Genomic DNA, 26,013 nt, shown 5'->3' with positions numbered 1-26,013 from the left:
GCTGGCGGGCGCATCGCCTCATTTCGGCGACGACCTTATCAGTGCTGAACGTTATCCACAAAAAAGGGCGACTAACGCCGCCCCTTTCTAGCATGCGAAGTATTAGCCGCGAAACTCGGCACGCCCCTTATAGGCCGCTTTTCCGCCGAGCTGCTCTTCGATACGCAGCAGCTGGTTGTACTTGGACACGCGGTCCGAGCGGCACAGCGAGCCAGTCTTGATCTGACCTGCGGCAGTACCAACAGCCAGGTCAGCGATGGTGTGGTCTTCGGTTTCGCCGGAACGGTGCGAGATCACCGCGGTGTAGCCGGCGGCCTTGGCCATCTGGATGGCTTCGAGAGTCTCGGTCAGCGAGCCGATCTGGTTGAACTTGATCAGGATCGAGTTACCGATGCATTTCTCGATACCTTCTTTGAGGATCTTGGTGTTGGTCACGAACAGATCATCGCCGACCAGCTGAACCTTGCTGCCGATCTTGTCGGTCAGGACCTTCCAGCCGTCCCAGTCGGACTCATCCATGCCGTCTTCGATGGAGATGATCGGATAGCGCTCGGACAGACCAGCCAGGTAGTCGGCGAAACCTGCGGCGTCGAATGCCTTGCCTTCGCCAGCCAGGTCGTACTTGCCGTCCTTGTAGAACTCACTCGATGCGCAGTCCAGCGCCAGGGTCACGTCGGTACCCAGCTTGTAGCCGGCTTTCTCGACGGCTTCGGCGATAGCTGCCAGGGCATCTTCGTTGGACGCCAGGTTCGGCGCGAAGCCACCTTCGTCACCTACGGAAGTGCTCAGGCCGCGGGCTTTCAGCACGGCCTTGAGGTTATGGAAGATTTCAGTACCCATGCGCAGGGCATCGGCAAATGTCTTGGCGCCGACCGGCTGCACCATGAATTCCTGGATGTCGACGTTGTTGTCGGCATGCTCGCCGCCGTTGATGATGTTCATCATCGGCACCGGCATGGAGTACTGGCCCGGCGTGCCGTTGAGGTTGGCGATGTGCGCGTAGAGCGGCAGGTCCTGATCCTGGGCAGCAGCCTTGGCGGCAGCCAGGGACACGGCGAGGATGGCGTTGGCGCCCAGCTTGGCCTTGTTGTCGGTGCCGTCCAGCTCGATCATCGCGCGATCCAGGGCTTTCTGGTCGACAGGGTCCTTGCCCAGCAGCAGATCGCGAATCGGACCATTGATGTTGCCGATAGCCTTCAGCACGCCTTTGCCCATATAACGGCTGTTGTCGCCATCACGCAGTTCCAGCGCTTCGCGCGAACCAGTGGACGCACCGGACGGCGCACAGGCGCTACCGATGATGCCGTTATCGAGGATAACGTCCGCTTCCACGGTGGGATTGCCACGGGAGTCGAGAACTTCACGCCCTTTGATGTCGACGATCTTTGCCATTTTTATTAACACTCCGTAGATAGCTTCAAGGCTTCAAGCAGTTTCGATTGGCGAAAAATTCTTGATCAGATCATCCAACTGTTTGAGTTGGGTGAGGAAAGGTTCGAGCTTATCGAGGCGCAAGGCGCACGGGCCATCGCACTTGGCATTGTCTGGATCGGGATGCGCTTCGAGGAACAATCCGGCAAGTCCCTGGCTGAGTCCAGCCTTGGCCAGATCGGTAACCTGGGCGCGACGACCGCCGGCAGAATCGGCACGGCCGCCAGGCATCTGCAACGCATGAGTGACATCGAAAATCACCGGATACCGCATCCGCTTCATGATGTCGAAGCCGAGCATGTCGACGACCAGATTGTTGTAGCCGAAGGACGAGCCACGCTCGCAGAGAATCAATTGATCGTTACCGGCTTCCTCGCATTTGGCGAGGATGTGCTTCATTTCCTGGGGTGCGAGAAACTGAGCCTTCTTGATGTTGATCACCGCACCGGTCTTGGCCATGGCGACGACCAGATCGGTCTGCCGCGACAGGAAAGCCGGCAGCTGGATGATGTCGCAGACCTCAGCCACCGGCTGCGCCTGATGGGGTTCGTGTACATCGGTGATCACCGGCACGCCGAAGGTCTTCTTTACCTCTTCGAAGATGCGCATGCCTTCTTCCAGGCCTGGACCACGGAAGGAGTTGATCGAGGAGCGATTGGCCTTGTCGAAGCTTGCCTTGAAGATGTACGGAATACCGAGCTTCTCGGTCACCTTCACATAGGCTTCGCAAATCTGCAGCGCCAGGTCGCGGGACTCCAGCACGTTCATGCCGCCGAACAGCACGAACGGCTTGTCGTTGGCGATCTCGATGTTGCCGACGCGGATGGTCTTCTGACTCATGCCTTGCCCGCCTTGTAATCCAGCGCTGCCTGGACGAATCCGCTGAACAGCGGATGACCGTCACGGGGCGTGGAGGTGAATTCGGGGTGGAACTGGCAGGCCACGAACCAGGGATGGTCTGGCGCCTCGACAACCTCCACCAGCGCACCGTCGCCGGAGCGACCGGTGATCTTCAGGCCAGCCTCCTGCAACTGCGGCAGCAGGTTGTCGTTCACTTCGTAGCGATGGCGGTGACGCTCGACGATGCGCTCCGCGCCATAGCAGGCAAAAACGTTCGAGCCGGCTTCGAGACCGCACTCCTGGGCGCCCAGGCGCATGGTGCCGCCCAGGTCGGAAGCATCGGTGCGAGTTTCCACGGCGCCGGTGGCATCAGCCCACTCAGTGATCAAGCCCACCACCGGGTGGGTGCTGTCCTTGTCGAATTCCGTAGAGTTGGCGTCGGTCCAGCCGAGTACGTCCCGGGCGAATTCGATTACCGCAACCTGCATGCCGAGACAGATGCCCAGATAGGGGATCTTGTTCTCGCGGGCATATTTGACTGTAGTGATCTTGCCTTCCACGCCGCGCAAGCCGAAGCCGCCCGGCACCAGAATCGCGTCCATGCCTTCCAGCAGGCCGGTGCCCTGGTTTTCGATATCTTCGGAGTCGATATAACGCAGGTTCACTTTGGTACGGCTCTGGATGCCAGCGTGGCTCATTGCCTCGATCAGAGATTTGTAGGCGTCCAGAAGTTCCATGTACTTGCCGACCATGGCGATGGTGACTTCTTTTTCCGGGTTCAGCTTGGCATCGACCACACGATCCCACTCGGAGAGGTCGGCGCCGCCGCACTCTAGGCCGAAGCGCTCGACGACAAAATCATCCAGCCCCTGCGCATGCAGCATGCCGGGAATCTTGTAGATGGTGTCGGCGTCCGGCAGGCTGATCACCGCGCGCTCTTCGACGTTGGTGAACAGGGCGATCTTGCGGCGCGAGGACAGATCGATCGGCACTTCCGAACGGCAGACCAGCACATCCGGCTGCAGGCCGATGGAGCGTAATTCTTTTACCGAATGCTGGGTCGGCTTGGTCTTGGTTTCGCCGGCAGTGGCGATGTAAGGCACCAACGTCAGATGCATCAGCATGGCGCGCTTGGCGCCGACTTCCACACGCAACTGGCGAATCGCCTCGAGGAAGGGTTGCGACTCGATGTCGCCCACGGTGCCGCCCACTTCCACCAAAGCCACGTCGGCATCGCCGGCGCCCTTGATGACGCGACGCTTGATTTCGTCGGTGATGTGCGGAATGACCTGAATGGTCGCGCCCAGATAATCACCACGGCGCTCACGGCGCAGCACGTCTTCGTAGACGCGGCCGGTGGTGAAGTTGTTGTTCTGGGTCATGCGGGTACGAATGAAGCGTTCGTAGTGACCTAGGTCGAGGTCGGTCTCGGCGCCGTCATGGGTGACGAACACTTCACCGTGCTGGAACGGGCTCATGGTGCCCGGATCGACGTTGATGTAAGGGTCCAGCTTGAGCATCGTGACCTTCAGGCCCCGCGCCTCCAGGATGGCCGCCAATGAAGCCGAGGCGATGCCTTTCCCCAATGAAGAAACAACACCACCCGTGACGAAGATGTAGCGCGTCATGAAAAACCCTAGAAGTCTGCGTTAAGCGGCTGGCGCCGCCGGGGGAAAGCGAAGGTGCCATTGCGCATCGAGCGGCAATAGCGCAACTGCCACGGATTCGAAGAAACCGCAGAAGCTGTATTGAGACGGGAGCGTAGTCTACTGGAAAGACCCCATCAGCTCAAACGCGCATCACACTGGTGGCGTCCAGACGAGTGACACCTGGGCGGTATCGAATTGCGGCAGATTGGCAACGGCAACCAGCTCGCCATCGAGATAGAGCAGCGGCAGGCGTGAGCGGACGAATCCCGGCACCTGGACTTCGTTGAGCAGGCGCTTCAGATCGCGTCTGCCACGTCCGGACAGTGCCATGCTCTCGCCGCCTTGCCGATAACGAATCTCGAACGCGCCCTGCATCGCTCCTCCGAGGCTCACCGCGCCGTTACCGGGCAATGCCAGCGTGGTGACTCTTCGCTCCCACGGAAACGCACCTTCGACCGCTTCGAGCCAGGGCCCGGAAAGCCACCACAGCCGGTTTCCGGCACGATGAAGCTCGCCGCCCTCCAAACGCCAGCGGGGCGTAGCATCCACAGCGGCATCGCGCAGCGCCTCCCAGCCGGCCCAGTGGTCGGTATCCGGCAACAGCGTGAACTCAGCCAGCCAGTGGCGTAGCGCATTGCGCTGTCTAGCCGAACTCAGTGAGCGCAGTACCGATAAGTCCAGGCTCGGCAGGGGCAGCCATGACCAGCTTTCCGGCGCGCGAGCCGCCAGTAGATCCATCTCGGCGAGCTCATCGAGCAGCGCCTGCGCTTCGGCCAGATGCCCCGCGGTTCGAGCCATACTGGACGGCGCGCGCGGCCAGCGCTGTTTCAGCACCGGCATCACCTGGTGGCGAAGGTAGTTGCGCGAATGCACAAGGCTTGCGTTGGAGGGATCTTCGATCCACTCCAACTGTTGCGTGCGAGCGTAGGATTCCAAATCGGCCCGATCGATCGCGAGTAACGGCCGCACCAGCTTGCCCTGCCCTAGCTCGCGACTCACTCGCATCGCGCCAAGGCCGCGCACGCCGGCGCCACGCAGCATACGAAACAGCAGTGTTTCGGCTTGGTCATCCTGGTGCTGAGCCATGAGCAGCACCTCATCCTCGCCAAGTCTGTCGGCGAAAGCTTTGTAGCGAGCCACTCGGGCGGCGCGCTCGATACTCGCGCCTGCCGCTACCTGCACCGGCACGACTTCAAGCGGAACACCCAAGCCATCGCAGATCTTCGCGCAGTGTGCAGGCCAGCTATCGGCCACCGCCTGCAAGCCATGATGAACATGAATGGCACTGAGCGGCGGCAACCGGTGCTGCCGCCGCAGATAGGCCAATGCAGTGAGCAGCACGGTCGAATCCAGCCCTCCAGAAAAGGCAACACGCCATGCTGGCGCATTGAGCCACGGTTTCAGAAAGCAAAGAAGATGAGATTCAAGTGCCATGCGCATACGCTCGGAAAGGCGAAACGCCAAGGATGGGCTGAAAACGCGCGAAGCAGCGCCGCCTGACCTGCAAAAAGAAACGGCGGGCCTATGCCCGCCGTTTTTGTCATGCCGTCACGCTCAAGCGATACCGTAGCTCATCAGACGGTCATAGCGACGGGCCAGCAGCGCGTCGGTATCGAGGCCCTTGAGCATTTCAAGCTGCGAAGTCAGCTCGTCACGCAACGATGCGGCCGTAACCGCAGGATTCCGATGCGCGCCACCCAATGGCTCAGGGATGACCTTGTCGACGATGCCCAGATCTTTCAAACGCTCGGCGGTAACGCCCATGGCCTCGGCTGCTTCCGGCGCCTTTTCGGCGGTACGCCAGAGAATCGAGGCACAGCCTTCCGGAGAGATGACCGCATAGGTGGAATACTGAAGCATGTTCAACTGATCGCAGACACCAATGGCCAACGCGCCACCGGAACCGCCTTCACCAATGACAGTCGCGATGATCGGCGTCTTCAAGCGGGACATCACGCGAAGATTCCAAGCGATCGCCTCGCTCTGATTGCGCTCTTCGGCATCGATGCCCGGATAAGCACCCGGCGTATCGATGAAGGTGAGGATCGGCATCTTGAAACGCTCGGCCATTTCCATCAAACGGCAGGCCTTGCGGTAGCCTTCAGGACGCGGCATGCCGAAGTTGCGGCGCACTTTCTCGCGGACTTCGCGGCCCTTCTGATGCCCAATGATCATCACCGGCTCACCGTTCAGGCGAGCCGTACCGCCAACAATCGCGGCGTCATCGGAGAAATGCCGGTCACCGTGCAGTTCTTCGAACTCGGTGAACAGATGTTTGACGTAATCGAGGGTGTAGGGGCGCTGCGGATGACGAGCCAGACGAGCGATCTGCCAGCTGGTGAGGTTGCCGAAAATGCTCTCAGTGAGCGACTCGCTCTTATCCTGCAGTCTGGCAATCTCATCGCCAATATTCAGCGAGTTATCGTTACCAACCAGGCGCAATTCTTCGATCTTGGCTTGCAGGTCGGCGATCGGCTGTTCGAAATCGAGAAAATTCGGGTTCATAGTCATCCGTCATGCGTCGACGGCCAGGCGGCCGGGAAGCTGTTCCGTTTTTTGCGCCCTACCTTACGGGACGGACGCATTCAGGTCGAACAAAAAATGTTCGCAATTTTGACCGATTCAGGATCGGATCATATCGGCGGTCATCCGGACCGGCAGCCAGCATTGGCACGCCGATCCGTTACGTCCCGCTATCGGTATTGCAAAAAGACGTTGTCGCGCCCGAACTGGTCACGCAATGCCTGAATCAAGTTGTCTGCTGGGTCGATCCGCCAGCTCTCGCCGAACTGCAACAACGCTCGCGCGTCGCTCCCGGTGTACTCCATTGTGATTGGGCAGGCGCCGCGGTGACGTCCGCAGACATCGGCCAGCCAGCGCACCCGGTCGCCTTTCAGCGCATCGCCAGCGACTTTGACACGCAAGCTCTCAGCGAGCCCGGTACGTGCCTCCTCAAGACTCATGACTCGCTTGGCACGCAGACGTAGACCGCCGGAAAAATCATCATTACTGACCTCGCCCTCGACTACTACCAGGGCGTCAGTCTGCAGCAGCGCCTGAGCGCTGTTGAAAGCTTCGGCGAACAGCGAGGCCTCGATCCGCCCCGAACGATCATCGAGGGTGATGAAGCCCATCTTGTCGCCCTTCTTGTTCTTCATTACCCGCAGGTTGACGATCAAGCCGGCAATAGTCTGCTCACCACGTGCAGGGCGCAGATCGACGATCCGCTGCCGGGCGAAGCGGCGAACTTCGCCCTCGTATTCATCAATCGGATGGCCGGTCAAATACAACCCAAGCGTATCTTTCTCGCCCTTCAGACGTTCCTTTAATGACAGTTCGCGCGCGTTGCGATGGTTGGCATAAACATCTGCCTCAGGCTCGGCAAACAGACCGCCGAACAGGTCCATGTGGCCACTCTCCGCGCTACGCGCCGTCTGCTCGGCGGCCTGAACAGCTTCCTCCATGGCCGACAAGAGCACCGCACGGTTGCGGTCGATATTGGCTTGATATGCCTTGGGCTCATCTGAGAAATAAGGACCGAGGCGATCCAGCGCGCCACCTCGGATCAGCGCTTCCAGGGTGCGCTTGTTGATTCGCTTGAGGTCGACGCGACTGCAGAAATCGAACAGATCCTTGAACGGACCGCCCTCGTTACGGCATTCGCAAATCGCTTCTACCGGACCTTCGCCGACACCCTTGATCGCACCAAGACCGTAGATGATCCGTCCATCATCGCTGACCGTGAACTTGAACTCAGAGTTGTTCACGTCCGGCGCATCGATGCGCAGCTTCATGCTGCGACATTCCTCGATCAGCGTGACCACCTTATCGGTGTTGTGCATATCCGCCGACAGAACCGCGGCCATGAACGGCGAAGGATGATGCGCCTTGAGCCAGGCGGTTTGGTATGAAACCAGACCGTAAGCAGCCGAGTGCGACTTGTTGAAGCCGTAGCCCGCAAACTTCTCCACCAGATCGAAAATGTTGCCTGCCAGATCGGCGTCAATGCCGTTATTGGCACACCCCTCGATGAAGCCGCCGCGCTGCTTGGCCATCTCCTCGGGTTTCTTCTTACCCATGGCACGGCGCAGCATGTCAGCCTGGCCGAGCGTGTAGCCGCCCATCACCTGGGCGATCTGCATCACCTGTTCCTGGTACAGGATGATGCCGTAGGTGGGCGCCAGCACCGGCTTGAGGCCTTCGTACTGGTAATCCGAGTGCGGGTAGGAAATCTCCGCACGACCGTGCTTACGGTTGATGAAGTCATCGACCATGCCCGACTGCAGCGGCCCCGGACGGAACAGCGCAACCAGAGCGATCAGATCTTCCAGGCAGTCCGGCTTGAGTTTCTTGATCAGCTCCTTCATGCCGCGTGATTCGAGCTGGAACACCGCGGTGGTCTCGGCCTTCTGCAGCAGCGAGAAGGTGGGTTTGTCGTCCAGCGGGATGAAGTCGATGTTCAGCGGCTCAAGGCCCTTCTTGGCCTGCTCGCGATTGATCGTCTCCATGGCCCATTTGATGATGGTCAGGGTGCGCAGGCCGAGGAAGTCGAACTTGACCAGCCCGGCTTGTTCGACGTCATCCTTATCGAACTGGGTGACCAGGCTGCCGCCCTCGTCATCGCAAGCAATAGGCGCGAAATCCGTGAGTTTGGTCGGCGCGATCACCACCCCGCCCGCGTGCTTGCCGGTACCGCGGGTAATGCCTTCGAGCTTGAGCGCCATGTCCCAGATTTCCCGGGCGTCCTCATCGACGGCAAGAAAATCACGGAGCGGCTCTTCCATCTCGTAGGCTTTTTCCAGCGTCATGCCGACTTCGAAGGGAATCATCTTCGACAGTCGGTCGGCCAGACCATAGGACTTGCCCTGGACTCGCGCAACGTCTCGCACCACAGCCTTCGCGGCCATGGTGCCAAAGGTGATGATCTGGCTGACCGCGTTGCGGCCGTACTTTTCCGCCACGTAATCGATGACCCGATCGCGGCCGTCCATGCAGAAGTCGACGTCGAAGTCGGGCATGGAAATCCGCTCAGGGTTGAGGAAGCGTTCGAACAGCAGATCGTAGGCCAGTGGGTCGAGGTCGGTAATTTTCTGCACGTAGGCAACCAGCGAACCCGCGCCCGAGCCACGTCCGGGCCCCACCGGTACGCCGTTGTTCTTGGCCCACTGGATGAAGTCCATAACGATCAGGAAGTAACCCGGAAAGCCCATCTGGATGATGATGTCGAGTTCGAAATTCAGCCGGTCTACATAGACCTGCTTCTTCGTCTCGTAGTCAAGCGTGTCCTTGGGCAGCAGCACTTCAAGACGTTCTTCGAGCCCTTCGAACGAGACCTTGCGGAAATACTCGTCCATGGTCATGCCATCCGGCACGGGGAAGTCCGGCAGGAAGTAGGTGCCCAGCTGTACTTCGATGTTGCAGCGCCTGGCGATCTCGACCGTGTTTTCCAACGCCTCGGGCAGATCACTGAACAGTTCCCACATTTCCTCGGGTGTTTTCAGGTACTGCTGATCGGAGTAATTTCGCGGCCGCCGTGAGTCATCCAGGATCCGGCTCTCGCCGATACAGACACGGGTTTCGTGGGCTTCGAAATCTTCCTGTTTGAGAAAACGCACGTCGTTGGTAGCCACCAGCGGAACGTCACAACGCTGAGCCAGAGCGACCGCCGCGTGCAGATGCTCCTCATCATTGACGCGACTGGTGCGCTGAACCTCGAGATAGAAGCGCTGAGGGAAAACCGCTTGCCACTCGGTCAGCAATGCCTCGGCCGTCGCATCCTCACCTGCAAGTAGGGCGTGACCGATCTCCCCTTCCTTTGCGCCGGAGAGCGCGATCAATCCTTCGGCAGCGGCCTTTACCCAGTCACGCTCGATGATGATTTGGTCGTTGCGCTGCCCCTCGGTCCAGCCGCGAGATACCAACTCGGTGAGGTTCCGATAACCTTTGCCGTTCATCGCCAGCAACGTCAGCCGACTGAGCGGGCCGTCTTCGTCGCGACCGGCAAGCCAGATATCGGCGCCACAGATCGGCTTGATCCCGGCTCCTTGAGCAGCTTTGTAGAACTTAACCAGCGAGCACATGTTGCTCTGGTCGGTGACGGCCACCGCCGGCATGCCCGCGCCAGCAACCGACTTGACCAGCGGTTTGACTCGCACCAGACCATCGACCAGAGAATATTCGGTGTGCAGGCGGAGATGGACGAAGGAGACGGGCATGAAAGAACCTTGGACTGGTGAAACGACAGGCCGCAAATTGTACCGGAAAGCCTGAACGATGAAGGCGACGGGTGATCACCAGTCGCGTAACGCGCCGGCTCAGACCGGTAAGGCAACCATGACGCTGGAAGACTCTGCGAGGGCGGCCTGCTCCAGCAGATTGCGTACCGGTGCAAACGAGCGCCGATGGATGACGGTCGGACCGAGCCGTTGCAGTGCTTCCAGATGATGCGGCGTCGGGTACCCCTTGTGAGCCGACAGGCCGTAGCCCGGATAGCATAGATCCAGCGCACACATCTCCCGGTCACGGCTGACTTTCGCCAGAATCGAAGCGGCTGCGATGGCAGGCACCTGGGCGTCGCCCTGAATCACCGGGGCACTGGGCACCGCCAGCTGGGGACAGCGATTGCCGTCGATGAGGGCCAACCGCGGCGTGACACTCAGCCCCTCGACCGCTCGCTGCATCGCCAGCATGGTAGCGTGCAGGATGTTCAGCTGGTCGATCTCGTGTACCTCGGCGCGGGCGATGCACCAGGCGAGCGCCTTCGCGCATATCTCGTCGAAAAGCGCTTCACGCCTTGCTTCGGTGAGTTTCTTCGAATCATTGAGCCCTTCGATCGGCCGCGCGGGATCGAGGATCACCGCAGCCGTCACGACAGGTCCACACAGGGGGCCGCGGCCGACCTCGTCGACGCCAGCCACCAGCTCTTCGACGAGGTTGAAGTCGAGACCGATCTGCATCAGCTTGCCTCGGCCAGTTCGAGTACCGCACTGGCGGCCTGACTCGACGCATCGCAGCGCAGCGTCCGATGGATGGCGTCGAAGCCTTCGGTTTGTATATCGCCGTTATCCAGCAGGGGCGACAGTAGTTGCGCCATGGCATCCGGGGTCGCGGCGTCCTGCAGAAGCTCTGGCACCAGCAGGCGCTGGGCAAGAAGATTGGGTAATGACACGTACGGACTTTTCACCATGCGTTTGAGAATGCGAAAGGTCAACGGCGCAACGCTATAGGCCACGACCATCGGGCGCTTGAATAACAAGGCCTCGAGCGTCGCAGTACCAGAGGCAATCAGCACCGCATTGCACGCCGCCAGCGCCTCATGGGACCGCCCATCGAGCAGTGTCAGCGGCAGGTCACGCCTAGCCAGCATTTGTTCCAGCTGTGCACGACGCTCAGGACTGGCGCAGGGAACGACGAAGCGGATACCAGGGCGCATCGAACGCAGTCGGTCAGCGGCGTCGAGGAAAAGCTCACCAAGACGACCCACTTCGCCACCTCGGCTGCCCGGCATCAGCGCAACGATCATTCCTTCCTGCGGGAGGTTCAACGCAGCTCGTGCCACGGCGCGATCGGGTTCCAGCGGGATGGTATCGGCCAACGGATGACCGACGAAACGCACCGCGACCTGGTGCGCGTCGTAGAACTTCGCCTCGAACGGAAAAAGGGTAAGCATCAGGTCGCAGGCGTCTCGGATCTTCATCACACGTTTCTGCCGCCACGCCCAGACTGAGGGGCTGACGTAGTGCACAGTCCTGATACCGTTGCGCCGCAGCTTGAGGGCCAGATCCAAGTTGAAATCCGGTGCGTCTATACCAATGAACACGTCGGGGCGGATTTCGAGCAGCGTTTTTAACAAACGCTTGCGGCGTGCAAGAAGCTCTGGCAGCCGACCGAGCACCTCCACCAATCCCATCACCGCCAAGCGCTCCAGCGGGAAATAGGATTTGAGCCCCAGCGCCTCCATGAGAGGACCGCCGACGCCAATGAACTCAACCTCAGGGTGCTGCGCTCTGAGCGCCTGCATCAGACCCGAACCAAGAATGTCGCCAGAGGCCTCACCGGCCACCAGCGCGACTGTCAGCGGCCTGGACATATCAGCGCGTGATGCCACGTTTCGAGGCTTGCACCGAATCACGGAACAGCGCCACTTCGGGAAACGTCTGCGCATCGGCGGCGAGCGCGGTCAACGCAGCGTCGACCGTAAGCCCCTTGCGGTAGACGACCTTGTAGGCGTTGCGCAGGGCTGTGATGGCCTCAGCGCTGAAACCGCGGCGGCGCATGCCCTCGAAATTCATGCTACGCGCCTCAGCGGGATTACCGAATACAGTGACGAACGCTGGAACGTCCTTGCCAATGGCTGTCCCCATACCCGAAAAGCTGTACGCGCCGATATGGCAATACTGATGCACCAGGGTGTATCCAGACAGAATCGCCCAATCACCGACGTGCACATGTCCCGCCAGCGCGGTGTTGTTCACCAGGATGCAATGGTTGGCGATCACGCTGTCATGACCGATGTGTGCGTAGGCCATGATGAGGTTATGGTCGGCGATGGTGGTTTCGCCTCGATCCTGCACGGTGCCGCGGTGAATGGTCACGCCTTCGCGGATCACGTTGTGGTCACCGATTACCAGACGCGTCGGCTCGCCTTTGTACTTGAGGTCGGGCGTGTCCTCGCCAATCGATGAAAATTGAAAAATACGATTATGGCGGCCGATACGGGTCGGCCCCTTGATGACCACATGCGACGCGATCACCGTCCCCTCGCCTATTTCGACGTCCGGGCCGATGATCGACCATGGCCCGATCTGGACGTCGTCCGCCAGCTTGGCCGAAGGATCGACGATAGCGCGAGGGTCGATCAAATTCATATCTTCTGTTCCGCGCAAATGATTTCGGCGGAGCAGACAAGCTTGCCTTCGACACTTGCGCGGCAATCGAACTTCCAGATTCCGCGCTTGGCACTGATGAAAGACGCTTCAAGGCTCAGCTGATCGCCCGGCACGACCGGCTGGCGGAAGCGCAGCTTATCCGAGCCGACGAAGTAATAAAGCGTACCGTCTGCAGGCTTGGTGCCCATCATCTTGAACCCAAGCAGTCCGGCCGCCTGCGCCATGGCTTCGATAATCAGCACGCCCGGCATGATGGGATGCTGTGGAAAGTGGCCGTTGAAGAACGGTTCGTTGACGGAGACGTTCTTGTATGCGCGAACACGCTTGGCGTCCGTATCCAGCTCCGTCACCCGATCAACCAATAAAAAGGGGTAACGGTGAGGAAGGTATTCGCGAATCTCGTTGATATCCATCATATGAAGATAATGCCCGTAAGAATTATGGGAGCCAGCACGGTCAGGGTCGTGCACCTGCGGTGGAAGCCTCTAGCAGAGACGATCAGCCGATAGGGTCAGGCATCAGAAGCCGCATCCCCGTGCGGGGTCACGGAAGCCAGGCGTTTTTCCACTTGCTGCAGGCGACGAGCCATATCGTCGAGATGACGAATCCGGGCGGCACTCTTACGCCAGTCCGCAGCGGGTTGCATGGCCGTCCCAGAAGAATAACTTCCCGGCTCGGTGATTGACCGGGTGACCATGGTCATGCCGGTAATGAACACGTTGTCGCAAACCTCGATATGCCCGACGAGCCCGACGCCCCCGGCGAGCATACAGTTACGACCGATTTTGGTACTTCCGGAAATCCCGGCACAACCTGCTACGGCAGTGTTTTCGCCGATCTGTACGTTGTGCGCGATCATGATCTGGTTATCCAGCTTTACGCCATTCCCGATGACCGTGTCAGAGAGCGCACCTCGATCGATCGTGGTATTGGCACCAATCTCGACGTCGTCGCCAATGCGCACGCCGCCGAGCTGAGCGATCTTTTCCCAACTGCCCTTTTCGTTGGCGAAACCGAAACCTTCGCCACCGATCACCGCACCCGGCTGAATCACGACCCTCTCACCGATACGGACGTCGTGGCAGAGGGTGACGCGCGAAGCCAGACGCCCTCCGGCACCCACACGACTGCGAGCACCGATGAACGATTGAGCACCAATCACCACATCCGCACCGATCCAGGCATCCGCCTCGATTACGACCTGGGCGCCAATGCTGGCGCTGGGGTCGACCTGTGCACTTGGATCAATGATTGCGCTTGGGTGAATGCCGCTGGCAGCCTTCGGCCGTGTCTCGAACAGGTGCGAGACACGTGCATACGCCAGATAGGGATTGTCGATAAGCAGCGCGTTGCCGCTGTAATCCTCGGCGTCCTTCGGCGTAAGCAGTACGGCTCCGGCGCGAGAGTTTTCGAGAAACTTGCGGTACTGGGCGTTGGCCAGAAAGCTCAGCTGTTGCGGACCGGCGTCCTGCAGTGTAGCCAGGCCCGACACCGGTTGTGCCGCATCGCCACGCAGCGTGGCGCCCAGCTGCTCGGCGAGTTCGCCGAGCGTATAGACGACCGTATTCATTAGCGCAGCTGATTCATGCGCTCGATGACTTGGCGAGTGATGTCGTACTGCGGCTTGACATCGACCACCGCACCGCGTTCGAGCACCAAATCGTAGTCACCCTTTTTGATGACTTCTTCCACAGCTTTATCCAGCTTCGGCTTGAGCTGCTTGAGCATGTCGCGATCAGCAGCGGCTTTGGATTCGTTCAGTTCCTTGGAGAGAAACTGGAAATCACGCGCCTTCTGTTTGAATTCCAGCTCGAGGCGCTCACGCTCCGCCTGCTGCATTTTGTCCCCATCCTTGCCTAGACGGTCCTGGATGCGCTTGGCATCGCTTTCCAAACCTTTGAGCTTGTCCAGCTGCGGACCGAACTTCTTTTCTGCATCGACGGAGTAACGCTTGGCAGCGTCCGACTCGAGCAGCGCCATCTGGTAGTTCATCACCGCAATCTTCATGTCGGCGAATGCAGGCGTCGCCGCTAGAGCAGCAGCCACAAGGAGCAATTGAGTCAACTTACGCACGGTATATACCACTCTTCAGGAAACACTGGAGCAACGCTCCGGATGATTAAAAGGTTTGACCCAGCGAGAACTGGAAAACCTGGGTATCTGCATCGTCGGGCTTCACGACTGGCATCGCCAAGCTGAAACTCAAGGGCCCCATCGCGGTGATCCAGGTCAGTCCTACGCCGACCGAGCTGGCCACATCGCCGAAATCGATATCGCTGCATTTGGCTGATTCCGAAGGGCAATTGGTATCGTAGACGTTACCGACGTCCCAGAACACCGAAGTACGCAGCGAGCGCTGATCCTTCACGAAGGGCATCGGGAATAGAACTTCCATGCCCCCTTGAATCAGCACGTTACCACCAAAGGGCAGCTCATCCTGATCGGGATCTTTGATGGTGCCTGGGTTCGAGCCATCACTCGGCGTACTACGCGGCCCAAGACTGCTGTCTTCAAAACCGCGAACCGAGTTGAAACCGCCGGCATAGTAGTGCTCATAGAACGGCAGACGCGATGTCGAGCCGTAAGCATCGCCATACCCTAGTTGAGTATGCAGACGCATGGTGTAGCTCTCGCTCAACGGCACGAAAAGCTGACCGTTGTAGTCGATCTTGTAGAACGACAGGTCGCTGCCTGGAATGGTGGTTTCCAGCGAGAGACTTTGCGAGTGACCGCGCGTCGCCAGTACGCCGCGGTTCAGTGTGGATTCGGACCAGCCAACGGACGCCTTGAAGTTGAGGTAGCTGTCACCCTCCTCCTCCATGAAATCGAAAATCTCGTCGACGGTGTAGCGACCACTGTCGATGGTGTCCTGTTGCGCGGACAGACCAAACGACAACCGCGACGTCTCGCTGATCGGATAACCGATATTGACCCCGCCGCCCAGACTGTCGACCGAGTAGCTGGACACGTCATAGTCCAGCTCGTCGTAGTCGGTGGTCCGGTAGAAGGCGTTATAGCCAAGACTGACACCGTCTTCGGTCCAGTAGGGATCGACGAAGCCGAAGTTGTAACGCGACTGGTATTCGCTGCGGGTCAAACCGATGCTGACCCGGTTACCGGTACCCAGGAAGTTGTTCTGGCTGATCGAACCACCCAGAATCAGACCAGCATTCTGAGCGAAGCCAATGCTCGCCATGATCGAACCGGAAGGCTGCTCTTCGACACTGTAATTCACATCGATCTGGTCATCGGTGCCAGGCACCTGCGGGGTTTCGACGTTTACTTCCTTGAAGAATCCCAAGCGCTCCAGACGGGTCTTGGACTGATCGATCAAGTAGGTCGAGGCCCAGCCGCCTTCCATCTGGCGCATTTCGCGACGCAGTACTTCGTCTTCAGTTTTGGTGTTGCCACGGAAATTGATGCGATTGACGTAAGCCCGCTTACCTGGATCGACGACGAAAGTAATCGATACGGTGTTGTCTTCATCGTTGGCTTGCGGCACGCCGTTGACGTTGGCGAAGGTATAACCTTCATTCCCCAGTCGTCGCGTGATCAATTCGGAGGTGGTGGTCATCACCTTTCGTGAGAAAACCTGGCCTTCTTTCGCCAACAGCAGAGACTGTAATTCCTCCTGCGGAACCTTGAGATCACCGCTCAGTTTTACGTCGCTAACCGTGTAGCGATCGCCTTCGGCGATATTTACAGTGACGTAAACGTCTTTCTTGTCAGGCGTGATGGATACCTGGGTGGAGGTGATATCCATATTGATATAGCCGCGATCCAGATAGTAGGAACGCAGGCGCTCAAGGTCACCGGAGAGCTTTTCCCGAGCGTATTTGTCGTCGTTACGGAAGAACGACAGCCAATTGCTGGTCTTCAACTCGAACAGATCGGTAAGGTCCTCATCGGGGAAGACCGAATTGCCAACGACGTTGATGTGTTTGATCGCAGCGACCGAGCCTTCGTTGATGTTGATCTTCAGCGCGACGCGATTACGCGGTTGCGGGACGACCTCGGTCTCGATGGTGGCCGAGTAACGGCCCTGCGCAACGTATTGGCGCTGCAACTCGTTGCGTACGCCTTCGAGCGTCGCGCGCTGAAAGATCTCACCCTCGGCGAGGCCAGACTGCTGCAAACCGGAAAGCAAATCCTCGGTTTTGATGGCCTTGTTGCCGTCGATTTCGATACCGGAAATCGATGGTCGCTCGACCACATTGATTACCAGCACATCGCCTTCGCGACCAAGCTGGATATCCTCGAAGAAGCCGGTACGGAACAGTGCGCGGGTTGCGTCTACCAGACGACTGTCATCGGCAGCCTGACCGACGTTCAACGGCAACGCGCCAAAGACACTGCCTGCGGAAACGCGTTGCAGGCCATTGACACGTATATCGGAGATGGTGAAGGACTCGGCGTGAACTTCGGCAATCATCAGTGCGGAAATAACCGCAGGTAGCAGCAGACGTTTCATGAAGTCCTTTCTTTTCAAACCTGATAATTGAACCTGCGCTTTGCGCGGCGACATCAAGGTATATGGCAATTAAAGGCGGCCAAGGTCGTTGACCAGCGCAAGTAGCATCACCCCAACAACCAGGCTGATACCGATCTGTACTCCCCAGCCCTGGACCCTGTCCGACAAGGGACGTCCACGGACCCACTCAACCAGATAGAAGAGCAAATGCCCCCCATCCAGGACCGGGATAGGCAATAGATTGAGTACCCCAAGGCTAATACTCAGGTAGGCGAGGAAGTTCAGAAAGTCGCCCACGCCCGACTGTGCAGAAGCGCCCGCCACTTTAGCAATGGTTATCGGGCCGCTCAAGTTTTTTACCGAGAGCTCCCCGAAGAGCATTTTTTTCAAAGAATCGAGCGTCAGAACGCTCATCGTCCAGGTCCGCCGGAGTCCTTCGACCACCGCCTCAAGCGGCCCGTAACTGACGTTTCGCAGCATTTCCGCCGGCCACTCACCGGCTGCGACTCCTGCACCAAGATACCCACGACGGCTACCGTCTTCACCCCGCTCGGCTAGCGTTAGAGGCAACTCCAACCGCTGCCCATCACGCTCGATTTCGAGCTGAACAGCCTGACCGTACAGCGGCTTGACACGATCGATAACGTCCTGCCATTCATTAAGCGCCTCACCATCGAGGCTGAGCAGCCGATCGCCAAGACGCATGCCGGCCGCTTGAGCAGGTCCTTGCGGATCGAGCTGAGCGACTACCGGGGCGATTTCCGGACGCCAGGGACGTATACCCAGCGAACCGATCGGGTCCGGTTCCTCGGCGCCTTTCAGCCAATCGTTCAACTCCAACTGCAGTCGCTGCGACTGACTGCTATTACTATCGCGCACAAGCAATTCGAGCGAGCCGCTTTCACCCAGCCGCCTGATCAGTTGAAGATTCACCTCTGACCAGCCCGAGGTAGCTTTGCCGTTGACCTCTACGATTTCATGCGCGGCCATCAGCCCGGCGCGGTCGGCGAGGCTGCCCGCTTCAACAGCACCGACTACCGGTCGAATCTGCTCGGTTCCAAGCATTGCCAGCGCCCAGAAAAACACCAGCGCAAGGAGGAAGTTCGCCAACGGCCCGGCCGATACGATGGCGAAGCGTTGTTTCACTGACTTGCGGTTGAATGTCTGATTCAGCAATGCGGGCGGGACATCACCTTCACGTTCATCGAGCATCTTCACATAGCCGCCGAGCGGAATCGCCGCTATGACGAACTCGGTACCCTGGCGATCGTGCCAACGCAACAGTGGACGACCGAAGCCTACCGAAAAACGCAGAACTTTGACGCCGCAACGACGTGCGACCCAGAAATGCCCGTACTCGTGAAAGGTTACCAGCACACCCAGCGCCACGAGGGTGCCGATGATCATGTACAGCGCGCTCATATTTTCCTCTGCCTCGAAAGGCCTGGTTAGCTACCGACTCCGATGAAGTCAATTCCGCGCATCGCCGCTGCTGGCACGGGTTCAGCCACTAGCGATCTCGATTATGCAACCAGCGCGAAGCCAATGTGCGAGCCTGGGCATCGGCAGCAAGCACATCTGCCAAGCAGCGAGCCGGAACCGATGCTTCCTGGTCGAGTACGGCCTCGATGATACTCGCGATTTCAGTGAAGCGAATGCGACCCTCGAGGAACGCGTCCACCGCCACCTCGTTCGCGGCATTGAGCATGGCCGGCGCCGTTCCGCCGTCCTGAGCAGCCTGCCGAGCAATGCGAAGGCACGGGAACCGCTGCAGATCTGGAGCTTCGAAATTCAGACTTCCTGTCTGCAACAGGTCCAGCGCCGAAACACCTGAGTCGATTCGCTCCGGCCAGGCCAGCGCGTGCGCTATGGGAGTACGCATGTCGGGGTTACCGAGCTGCGCCAGCACAGAGCCGTCAACATAGTCGACCATAGAATGAATGACGCTTTGCGGGTGAATGATCACTTCGACCTGCTCAGGACGTGCGTCGAACAGCCAGCACGCCTCGATGAGCTCGAGCCCCTTGTTCATCATGCTTGCCGAATCTACGGAGATCTTGCGCCCCATGGACCAGTTCGGATGCGCACATGCCTGCTCGGCGGTCACGGCTGAAAGCTGTTCTAGCGGCAGCTGGCGGAACGGTCCTCCGGACGCGGTTAGCAGTATCCGCCGCACCCCGACGCTGCTGAGCCCTTGCGAATAGTTGCCCGGGAGGCATTGGAAGATAGCGTTGTGTTCGCTGTCGATTGGCAGCAAAACGGCCTCACTGTCCCGAAGCGCCTGCATGAACAGCGCGCCGGACATTACCAGCGCCTCCTTGTTCGCCAACAGCACGCGCTTGCTGGCCTGCACGGCTGCGAGCGTGGGACGCAAGCCAGCCGCACCGACAATAGCGGCCATCACCACATCAACCTCGGGATGCGCCGCAACCTCGCTCAGCCCGCCCTCGCCGACCAGCACGCGAGTCTTTACACCGTCGCTGTCGAGCTGACTCTGCAGCTCGCGCCTTTTGTCGCTGTCAGCCACCACGGCATAACGTGGAAGATGTATGCGGCACAGCTCGCGCAGTTCAGCGACACGGCTGAACGCAGTCAATGCGAACGCCCTGTAGCGCTCCGGATGACGAGAGATGACGTCCAGCGTGCTCAAGCCGATCGAACCGGTCGCCCCCAGCACCGTTACCTGCAAGGGTCGACTCACCAAGCACCCCAGCCAGCAAGCCACAACAAAACGGTAAACACCGGTACCGCCGCGGTCAGACTGTCGATGCGATCCATCACACCACCATGTCCGGGCAGCAGTTGGCTGCTGTCTTTGATGCCGGAGCTACGTTTGAACATGCTTTCGGTCAGATCGCCCACAACGGAGATCACAACCACCAGGGCAGCGCCGAGGAGCGCCAATACCAGCGCCCGTGGCGACCAGCCCTGATACAGGCCGACACCGAGCGTGATCAGCAGGCTCGTGACCAGCCCGCCGATCAAGCCTTCCCAGCTCTTACCCGGGCTAACCTGAGGCGCCAATTTGCGACGACCAAAGGTCTTGCCTGAAAAATAGGCACCGATGTCGGCCGCCCAAACCAGCATCATCACCGCTACGATCAGCCAATTTCCTTGCGGCCATTGCTTGAGCACGACGAGGGCTTGCCAAGCCGGAAGCAAAATCAACAAACCGATCACTAGACTGCCAATGCGCCCTCCCCAGTGGCGCTGGCTGCCTGGATATCCAAGCACCAATGCCGTTGCGATCAGCCACCAGACGACGCTGATCGAGAGTAACCAAGGAGTCAGTGATGGCAACCGGTACAGCGCAACAAGCAGCAGGGCAACGACCAACGCATAGCCGATTCTCGCAAACTGACCGGAAAACCCCGCCAGACGCGCCCATTCCCAGCTACCCAATATCACCACCACACCAATGAACAGCGCGAATGCGAGACCGTCGAGGAGAAAGAAGCCGATCAGTGCAATTGGCAGCAGGATGGCGGCGGTGATGATGCGTTGTTTCAACATTCTGCACGGACCTCTGTCTCGACCTGATCGCCGGTCTTACCGAAACGCCGTTGCCGCTTGGCGAAATCGGCCAGAGCGGCGCGCATTGCATCGTGTTTGAAATCCGGCCAGAACAGGTCGGAGAAATACAGCTCAGCGTATGCCAGCTGCCACAGCAGAAAATTGCTGATGCGTCGTTCGCCGCCGGTGCGAATGCATAGATCCGGCAGGGGCATATCGCCGGTAGCGAGATAGCTCTGGAAAAGCGCCGGAGTAACCGACTCTGGATCTAGACGACCACTCTGTGCTTCACGAGCCATCCGTTGAGCCGCCTGCAGGATGTCCCACTGACCGCCATAATTGGCTGCGACCTGAAGAACGAAACGGCCGGCACCAGCCGTTATCTCTTCGGCCTCGAGCATTGCGGTCTGCAACTCAGGATGAAAGCGCGAGCGATCACCGATGACTCGCAGGCTGATGCCGTTCTCATTGAGCTTGCGCGCCTCTCGGCGCAGCGCAGTTAGAAACAGCTCCATCAACGCACCAACCTCATCAGCCGGCCGTTGCCAGTTCTCGCTGGAGAAGGCGAATAGCGTCAGCACCTCGACACCCGCCTCGGCACAGACTTCGATGACGGCTCGCACCGCATCGACACCCGCTTTGTGCCCGGCCACGCCCGGCAAGAGACGGCGCTTGGCCCAGCGATTGTTGCCATCCATGATGACTGCGACATGACGGGGTACATTCCGCCCGGCAATCTGCCTGACCTTTTCCATGAAACGACTCTACCTGCGCTCAATCACGTTGCGAACAGTGGGAGGAACTGACGAAGGCAATTCCTGGGGCACATCCCCCTCGCGCTTAGAATCCTGGACGGATCGCGCGCTCCGACGCGAGCAATACGGACGAAGTCCTGTACCGCCCATCAAACGGCCATCAGGTCGCTTTCCTTGCTTTCAAGTGCCTTGTCGATTTCCGCAACATACTTGTCGGTCAGTTTTTGAACGTCGTCCTGAGCCCGCCGATCTTCGTCTTCGCTGATTTCCTTTTCTTTCAGCAAATCCTTGAACTGCGCGATGGCATCGCGACGGATATTACGCACCGCAACACGAGCGTTCTCGGCTTCGGCACGCGCCTGCTTGGTATAACCCTTACGAGTCTCCTCGGTGAGCGCAGGCATCGGAACGCGAATAGTGGTACCGGCAGTAGCGGGATTCAATCCCAGGTCAGAGGTCATGATGGCCTTCTCAACGGCCTGAATCATGCTCTTGTCGAAAACGGTCAGGGCCAAGGTACGGGAATCTTCGGCAACCACGTTTGCAACCTGACGCAACGGGGTATCGCTGCCGTAGTAAGACACCATCACGCTATCGAGGATGCTCGGGTGAGCACGGCCGGTACGGATCTTGGCGAATGCATGCCCCAGAGATTCCAGGGTCTTCGTCATACGCTCCTGGGCGTCTTGCTTGATCTCGTTGATCATTGGTTCTGTTCCTCGATCAGTGTTCCTTCAGCGCCGCCGAGCACGATATTGAGCAGGGCACCGGGCTTGTTCATGTTGAACACTCGCAGCGGCATATTGTGGTCGCGGCATAGGCAGATGGCAGTCAGATCCATGACGCCCAGCTTGCGGTCGAGCACGTCATCATAAGTCAGTTGCTCGAATTTCTCGGCATTCGGATCCTTGAAAGGATCAGCGGTGTAAACGCCGTCAACCTTGGTAGCCTTGAGCACGACATCAGCATGGATCTCGATAGCGCGCAGACAGGCGGCCGAATCAGTGGTGAAGAAAGGATTGCCGGTGCCGGCCGAGAAGATCACCACCTCGCCGCTTTTGAGATGGCGCATCGCCTTGCGACGATCGTAATGATCGGTCACACCGACCATGGAAATCGACGACATGACCAAGGCGGGAATGTTCGAGCGTTCCAGAGCGTCGCGCATGGCCAACGAGTTCATCACCGTTGCCAGCATTCCCATGTGATCGCCGGTTACCCGATCCATACCGGCTGCCGAAAGGGCGGCGCCACGGAACAGGTTGCCGCCGCCGATGACCAGACCCACCTCTACGCCGATGCCTACCAATTGCCCGACTTCCAAGGCCATGCGATCAAGCACCTTGGGATCAATGCCGAAGTCTTCCGAACCCATCAGGGCTTCGCCGCTTAATTTGAGCAGAATGCGTTTATAGCGAGGATTGCGTGCACTCATCTGCTGAGCCATTGGCGTTGTCTCTCCTGCGGCGTTTGTATGACTAAGCTGGCTCTACTGCCAGAAAATATCTGCGCTATGACAGCGCAATGACGGGTTGGTGCCAGCGCTGACTATAGCGCGGCAGAAAACATTTCCACCCTCCAGTCTGACGAAGAGGCCGCGCGCGTGAGCGGGCAGCCTCTTCGAGGACAGCAGAAGCGTCTTATTGCTTAGTGGCAGCTACCTGAGCCGCAACTTCAGCAGCGAAGTCGACTTCAGCACGCTCGATGCCTTCGCCCACTTCGTAACGGACGAAGGAAACGATCTCTGCACCGGCTTTCTTCGCCAGCTCGCCAACCTTGACGTCAGGATCTTTGACAAAGGCCTGCTCGACCAGACTGGCTTCAGCAAGGAACTTGCTGATGCGACCGGCAACCATCTTCTCGACGATTTCGGCGGGCTTGCCCTTGATCTTATCTTCGTTCAGCGCCAGGAAAATTTCCTTTTCCTTCGCAACGGCCTCTTCGGAAACCTGCGACGGATCCAGGAACTGAGGGTTGCTGGCCGCGACGTGCATGGCAATTTCTTTAGCCAACTCGACGTTACCACCCTTCAGGGCTACCAGAACGCCGATGCGATGGCCATGCAGATAGGAACCAACCAGATCAGCTTCAACAGTGGTCAGACGGCGAATATTGACGTTCTCGCCGCACTTGGCAACCAGCGCCTCACGATCAGTTTCCTGAGCGGCAATCAGCGGAGCTGCATCGACCATCTTCTCGGCGAAGGCCTTCTCGACGCTGTTGCTTACGAAATTCTTAAAGTCGTCCTGCAGAGCCAGGAAGTCGGTCTGCGAGTTAACTTCGATAATTACGGCACGCTTGTTGTCATCGGCGACTTTGACCGCAATGGAACCTTCAGCGGCGATGTTGCCCGCCTTCTTGGCGGCCTTGATGGCACCAGCGGCACGCATGTCGTCGATGGCTTTCTCGATGTCGCCGCCGGCAGCGGTGAGTGCCTTTTTGCAATCCATCATGCCTTGGCCAGTGCGCTCGCGCAGTTCTTTAACCAGGGCTGCAGTGATCTCTGCCATGTTCGCAAATCCTCTCGATTCGATTTTCGATCATGCCCTCTAACTCGGGCGATCAATTCGTGATTGGCAAAAAGGGGGCATAGCCCCCTTTCTGTTCAACGGGTATCAGCTATGCGACCGCGTGCTCAGCCTTGAGCGGCCTCGGGGGCGGCTTCTTCGACGAACTCGTCAGCACCACCGGCGCCATTCTGACGGCCACGCAGCACAGCATCTGCCATGGAGCCCAGATACAGTTGCACGGCACGGATGGCATCGTCATTACCAGGAATGATGTAGTCGACGCCTTCCGGGCTGCTGTTGGTATCGACGATACCGATAACCGGAATGCCCAGCTTGTTGGCTTCGGAAATGGCAATGCGCTCGTGATCGACGTCAACGACGAACATCGCGTCCGGCAGACCGCCCATGTCCTTGATACCACCCAGGCTACGATCCAGCTTTTCCAGATCACGGGTACGCATCAGGGCTTCTTTCTTGGTCAGCTTGTCGAAAGTACCGTCCTGGGACTGGGCTTCCAGCTCGCGCAGGCGCTTGATCGACGCACGGATGGTCTTGTAGTTGGTCAGCATGCCGCCCAACCAGCGATGATCGACATACGGCGAGCCACAACGAGCGGCTTCTTCGCGAACGATCTTGCCAGCTGAACGCTTAGTGCCGACGAACAGAATTTTGTTCTTGCCCGCAGCCAGCTTTTCAACGAACTGCAGCGCGTCGTTGAACATCGGCAGGGTTTTTTCGAGGTTGATGATATGGATCTTGTTGCGCGCACCGAAGATGAACTTGTTCATTTTCGGGTTCCAGTAACGGGTCTGGTGGCCGAAGTGCACACCGGCCTTCAGCATGTCGCGCATGGTGACTTGAGTCATGATACTTCCTCGGATAAGTCGGGTTAGGCCTCCACGCGCCCCGATATCCAACTCTTGCGAGCACCCAGGATACCGTGTCGACACGTGTGTGGGGTTAAGCGCAACGGGCCTCCCCGTTGAGCGGCGCGTTTTATAGCACAAAGACAGTCTGGAAGGCTAGACGGAATTCTCGAGCGCCCTGTTCGTTGAGCCCTCTAGCCTCCAGCGCTTTTATCAGCTTCTCATTCATTTGGTTTATCATTTGCGCTTTCGTTTTTCGCAGCGCTCCCCGGCGCCAATGAGGTTTGCATGACTGTCACCATCAAGACGCCCGAAGATATCGAGAAGATGCGCATTGCTGGGCGGCTCGCCGCCGAGGTGCTCGAGATGATCGGCGAGCACGTCAAGCCGGGCGTCACCACCGACGAGCTGGATCGCCTCTGTCACGACCATATCGTCAACGTGCAGCAGGCCGTACCTGCCCCGCTCAACTACAAGGGCTTCCCTAAGTCGATCTGCACTTCGATCAACCACGTGGTCTGTCATGGGATTCCCAACGACAAGCCTTTGAAGGATGGCGACATTCTCAATATCGACATCACGGTCATCAAGGATGGTTACCACGGCGACACCAGCAGGATGTTCATCGTCGGCAAAGCGCCGGAATGGGCCGAGCGCCTGTGCAAGGTGACTCAAGAGTGCCTCTATAAAGGTATCGAGATCGTCCGTCCCGGCACGCGTCTAGGCGATATTGGCGAAGTGATCCAAAAGCACGCCGAGAAAAATGGATTCTCCGTGGTCCGTGAATACTGTGGTCATGGCATCGGCAAGGTTTTTCACGAGGAACCCCAGGTGCTTCACTATGGCCGCGCGGGAACCGGTCTTGAACTTAAGGAAGGCATGACCTTCACGATCGAGCCAATGATCAATCAAGGCCGTTCGGAAACCCGCCTGCTCGGCGATGGTTGGACAGCCATCACCAAGGACCGCAAGCTGTCCGCTCAATGGGAACACACGATCGTGGTCACCGCTGACGGCTATGAAATTTTCACACTGCGCAGCGATGACACCATAGCTCGCACATCGCCATGATTGCTTACCGATTTGATGT

Annotated in this window: 22 protein-coding genes; 1 reads left to right on the top strand and 21 read right to left on the bottom strand. The window is 58.8% G+C overall.

What is annotated here, in order from left to right:
- Positions 1 to 102: 102 nt before the first annotated feature.
- From eno to rpsB, 21 genes are all read right to left on the bottom strand, one after another.
- Positions 103 to 1,392 carry a phosphopyruvate hydratase gene (eno, locus tag V6943_RS09595; RefSeq protein ID WP_340553325.1) on the bottom strand — a complete coding sequence of 430 codons (1,290 nt, stop codon included), beginning with the start codon at positions 1,390 to 1,392 and terminating at the stop codon, positions 103 to 105.
- Between the two features lie 33 nt (positions 1,393 to 1,425).
- Positions 1,426 to 2,271, bottom strand: coding sequence for a 3-deoxy-8-phosphooctulonate synthase (gene kdsA, locus V6943_RS09590; protein WP_181102641.1), 846 nt, complete (start codon positions 2,269 to 2,271; stop codon positions 1,426 to 1,428).
- Entirely contained in the window at positions 2,268 to 3,899 is a 1,632-nt protein-coding gene (locus tag V6943_RS09585; RefSeq protein ID WP_340553324.1) for a CTP synthase, read from the bottom strand. Before V6943_RS09585 ends, kdsA begins: the two co-directional genes overlap by 4 nt.
- A gap of 171 nt (positions 3,900 to 4,070) precedes the next feature.
- Positions 4,071 to 5,354: a tRNA lysidine(34) synthetase TilS gene (tilS, locus tag V6943_RS09580; protein ID WP_340553323.1), complete on the bottom strand. Its 1,284-nt coding sequence runs from the start codon at positions 5,352 to 5,354 to the stop codon at positions 4,071 to 4,073.
- A 120-nt stretch (positions 5,355 to 5,474) separates the two neighbouring features.
- Positions 5,475 to 6,425 (bottom strand): acetyl-CoA carboxylase carboxyltransferase subunit alpha, encoded by a 951-nt coding sequence (locus V6943_RS09575; RefSeq protein ID WP_131648950.1) that lies wholly within the window; start codon positions 6,423 to 6,425, stop codon positions 5,475 to 5,477.
- 188 nt (positions 6,426 to 6,613) lie between these two features.
- Positions 6,614 to 10,135: a DNA polymerase III subunit alpha gene (gene dnaE, locus V6943_RS09570; RefSeq protein WP_340553322.1), complete on the bottom strand. Its 3,522-nt coding sequence runs from the start codon at positions 10,133 to 10,135 to the stop codon at positions 6,614 to 6,616.
- 99 nt (positions 10,136 to 10,234) lie between these two features.
- Positions 10,235 to 10,876, bottom strand: a complete 642-nt coding sequence (rnhB, locus tag V6943_RS09565; RefSeq protein WP_131648255.1) for a ribonuclease HII — start codon at positions 10,874 to 10,876, stop codon at positions 10,235 to 10,237.
- Positions 10,876 to 12,009: a lipid-A-disaccharide synthase gene (gene lpxB / locus V6943_RS09560; RefSeq protein ID WP_340553321.1), complete on the bottom strand. Its 1,134-nt coding sequence runs from the start codon at positions 12,007 to 12,009 to the stop codon at positions 10,876 to 10,878. Before lpxB ends, rnhB begins: the two co-directional genes overlap by 1 nt.
- A 1-nt stretch (position 12,010) precedes the next feature.
- Positions 12,011 to 12,787, bottom strand: a complete 777-nt coding sequence (lpxA, locus tag V6943_RS09555) for an acyl-ACP--UDP-N-acetylglucosamine O-acyltransferase (protein ID WP_340553320.1) — start codon at positions 12,785 to 12,787, stop codon at positions 12,011 to 12,013.
- Entirely contained in the window at positions 12,784 to 13,224 is a 441-nt protein-coding gene (gene fabZ, locus V6943_RS09550) for a 3-hydroxyacyl-ACP dehydratase FabZ (RefSeq protein WP_131648252.1), read from the bottom strand. The genes lpxA and fabZ overlap by 4 nt, the downstream gene beginning before the upstream one ends.
- 95 nt (positions 13,225 to 13,319) lie before the next feature.
- Entirely contained in the window at positions 13,320 to 14,378 is a 1,059-nt protein-coding gene (lpxD, locus tag V6943_RS09545; RefSeq protein ID WP_340553319.1) for a UDP-3-O-(3-hydroxymyristoyl)glucosamine N-acyltransferase, read from the bottom strand.
- Positions 14,378 to 14,881 carry an OmpH family outer membrane protein gene (locus V6943_RS09540; protein ID WP_131648250.1) on the bottom strand — a complete coding sequence of 168 codons (504 nt, stop codon included), beginning with the start codon at positions 14,879 to 14,881 and terminating at the stop codon, positions 14,378 to 14,380. The genes lpxD and V6943_RS09540 overlap by 1 nt, the downstream gene beginning before the upstream one ends.
- Before the next feature lie 46 nt (positions 14,882 to 14,927).
- A complete protein-coding gene (gene bamA, locus V6943_RS09535; RefSeq protein ID WP_340553318.1) occupies positions 14,928 to 17,279 on the bottom strand; it encodes an outer membrane protein assembly factor BamA in 2,352 nt (783 codons plus the stop codon).
- A 69-nt stretch (positions 17,280 to 17,348) separates the two neighbouring features.
- Positions 17,349 to 18,701: an RIP metalloprotease RseP gene (gene rseP, locus V6943_RS09530; protein ID WP_197444531.1), complete on the bottom strand. Its 1,353-nt coding sequence runs from the start codon at positions 18,699 to 18,701 to the stop codon at positions 17,349 to 17,351.
- A gap of 88 nt (positions 18,702 to 18,789) precedes the next feature.
- Entirely contained in the window at positions 18,790 to 19,980 is a 1,191-nt protein-coding gene (ispC, locus tag V6943_RS09525) for a 1-deoxy-D-xylulose-5-phosphate reductoisomerase (protein WP_197444530.1), read from the bottom strand.
- Complete coding sequence (locus V6943_RS09520) at positions 19,977 to 20,792, bottom strand: phosphatidate cytidylyltransferase (protein ID WP_197444529.1); 816 nt, start codon at positions 20,790 to 20,792, stop codon at positions 19,977 to 19,979. The genes ispC and V6943_RS09520 overlap by 4 nt, the downstream gene beginning before the upstream one ends.
- Complete coding sequence (uppS, locus tag V6943_RS09515; protein WP_131648245.1) at positions 20,786 to 21,547, bottom strand: polyprenyl diphosphate synthase; 762 nt, start codon at positions 21,545 to 21,547, stop codon at positions 20,786 to 20,788. Before uppS ends, V6943_RS09520 begins: the two co-directional genes overlap by 7 nt.
- A 149-nt stretch (positions 21,548 to 21,696) precedes the next feature.
- A complete protein-coding gene (gene frr, locus V6943_RS09510; protein ID WP_131648244.1) occupies positions 21,697 to 22,254 on the bottom strand; it encodes a ribosome recycling factor in 558 nt (185 codons plus the stop codon).
- Complete coding sequence (gene pyrH / locus V6943_RS09505) at positions 22,251 to 22,994, bottom strand: UMP kinase (RefSeq protein WP_131648243.1); 744 nt, start codon at positions 22,992 to 22,994, stop codon at positions 22,251 to 22,253. The genes frr and pyrH overlap by 4 nt, the downstream gene beginning before the upstream one ends.
- 193 nt (positions 22,995 to 23,187) lie before the next feature.
- Positions 23,188 to 24,057 carry a translation elongation factor Ts gene (tsf, locus tag V6943_RS09500; protein WP_131648242.1) on the bottom strand — a complete coding sequence of 290 codons (870 nt, stop codon included), beginning with the start codon at positions 24,055 to 24,057 and terminating at the stop codon, positions 23,188 to 23,190.
- Between the two features lie 125 nt (positions 24,058 to 24,182).
- Positions 24,183 to 24,923, bottom strand: a complete 741-nt coding sequence (gene rpsB, locus V6943_RS09495; RefSeq protein ID WP_131648241.1) for a 30S ribosomal protein S2 — start codon at positions 24,921 to 24,923, stop codon at positions 24,183 to 24,185.
- A gap of 288 nt (positions 24,924 to 25,211) precedes the next feature.
- On the opposite strand from rpsB, the gene map reads away from it, so the two are divergent.
- Positions 25,212 to 25,994: a type I methionyl aminopeptidase gene (gene map / locus V6943_RS09490; protein WP_131648240.1), complete on the top strand. Its 783-nt coding sequence runs from the start codon at positions 25,212 to 25,214 to the stop codon at positions 25,992 to 25,994.
- The last annotated feature ends 19 nt before the right edge of the window (positions 25,995 to 26,013 follow it).

This window comes from Pseudomonas sp. CBC3, assembly GCF_037967085.1.
In the GTDB taxonomy this organism is placed as follows: domain Bacteria; phylum Pseudomonadota; class Gammaproteobacteria; order Pseudomonadales; family Pseudomonadaceae; genus Stutzerimonas.
This window is presented reverse-complemented; position numbering and strand designations above follow the sequence as displayed.

Bases quoted from the DNA above. Each gene is read 5' to 3' on its own strand.
- rpsB (WP_131648241.1), bottom strand. From the start codon at position 24,923: ATGACTCAAGTCACCATGCGCGACATGCTGAAGGCCGGTGTGCACTTC.
- pyrH (WP_131648243.1), bottom strand. From the start codon at position 22,994: ATGGCTCAGCAGATGAGTGCACGCAATCCTCGCTATAAACGCATTCTG.
- tsf (WP_131648242.1), bottom strand. From the start codon at position 24,057: ATGGCAGAGATCACTGCAGCCCTGGTTAAAGAACTGCGCGAGCGCACT.
- fabZ (WP_131648252.1), bottom strand. From the start codon at position 13,224: ATGATGGATATCAACGAGATTCGCGAATACCTTCCTCACCGTTACCCC.
- frr (WP_131648244.1), bottom strand. From the start codon at position 22,254: ATGATCAACGAGATCAAGCAAGACGCCCAGGAGCGTATGACGAAGACC.
- V6943_RS09585 (WP_340553324.1), bottom strand. From the start codon at position 3,899: ATGACGCGCTACATCTTCGTCACGGGTGGTGTTGTTTCTTCATTGGGG.
- map (WP_131648240.1), top strand. From the start codon at position 25,212: ATGACTGTCACCATCAAGACGCCCGAAGATATCGAGAAGATGCGCATT.
- uppS (WP_131648245.1), bottom strand. From the start codon at position 21,547: ATGGAAAAGGTCAGGCAGATTGCCGGGCGGAATGTACCCCGTCATGTC.
- dnaE (WP_340553322.1), bottom strand. From the start codon at position 10,135: ATGCCCGTCTCCTTCGTCCATCTCCGCCTGCACACCGAATATTCTCTG.
- tilS (WP_340553323.1), bottom strand. From the start codon at position 5,354: ATGGCACTTGAATCTCATCTTCTTTGCTTTCTGAAACCGTGGCTCAAT.
- eno (WP_340553325.1), bottom strand. From the start codon at position 1,392: ATGGCAAAGATCGTCGACATCAAAGGGCGTGAAGTTCTCGACTCCCGT.
- rseP (WP_197444531.1), bottom strand. From the start codon at position 18,701: ATGAGCGCGCTGTACATGATCATCGGCACCCTCGTGGCGCTGGGTGTG.
- bamA (WP_340553318.1), bottom strand. From the start codon at position 17,279: ATGAAACGTCTGCTGCTACCTGCGGTTATTTCCGCACTGATGATTGCC.
- kdsA (WP_181102641.1), bottom strand. From the start codon at position 2,271: ATGAGTCAGAAGACCATCCGCGTCGGCAACATCGAGATCGCCAACGAC.
- V6943_RS09575 (WP_131648950.1), bottom strand. From the start codon at position 6,425: ATGAACCCGAATTTTCTCGATTTCGAACAGCCGATCGCCGACCTGCAA.
- rnhB (WP_131648255.1), bottom strand. From the start codon at position 10,876: ATGCAGATCGGTCTCGACTTCAACCTCGTCGAAGAGCTGGTGGCTGGC.
- lpxA (WP_340553320.1), bottom strand. From the start codon at position 12,787: ATGAATTTGATCGACCCTCGCGCTATCGTCGATCCTTCGGCCAAGCTG.
- lpxD (WP_340553319.1), bottom strand. From the start codon at position 14,378: ATGAATACGGTCGTCTATACGCTCGGCGAACTCGCCGAGCAGCTGGGC.
- V6943_RS09520 (WP_197444529.1), bottom strand. From the start codon at position 20,792: ATGTTGAAACAACGCATCATCACCGCCGCCATCCTGCTGCCAATTGCA.
- lpxB (WP_340553321.1), bottom strand. From the start codon at position 12,009: ATGTCCAGGCCGCTGACAGTCGCGCTGGTGGCCGGTGAGGCCTCTGGC.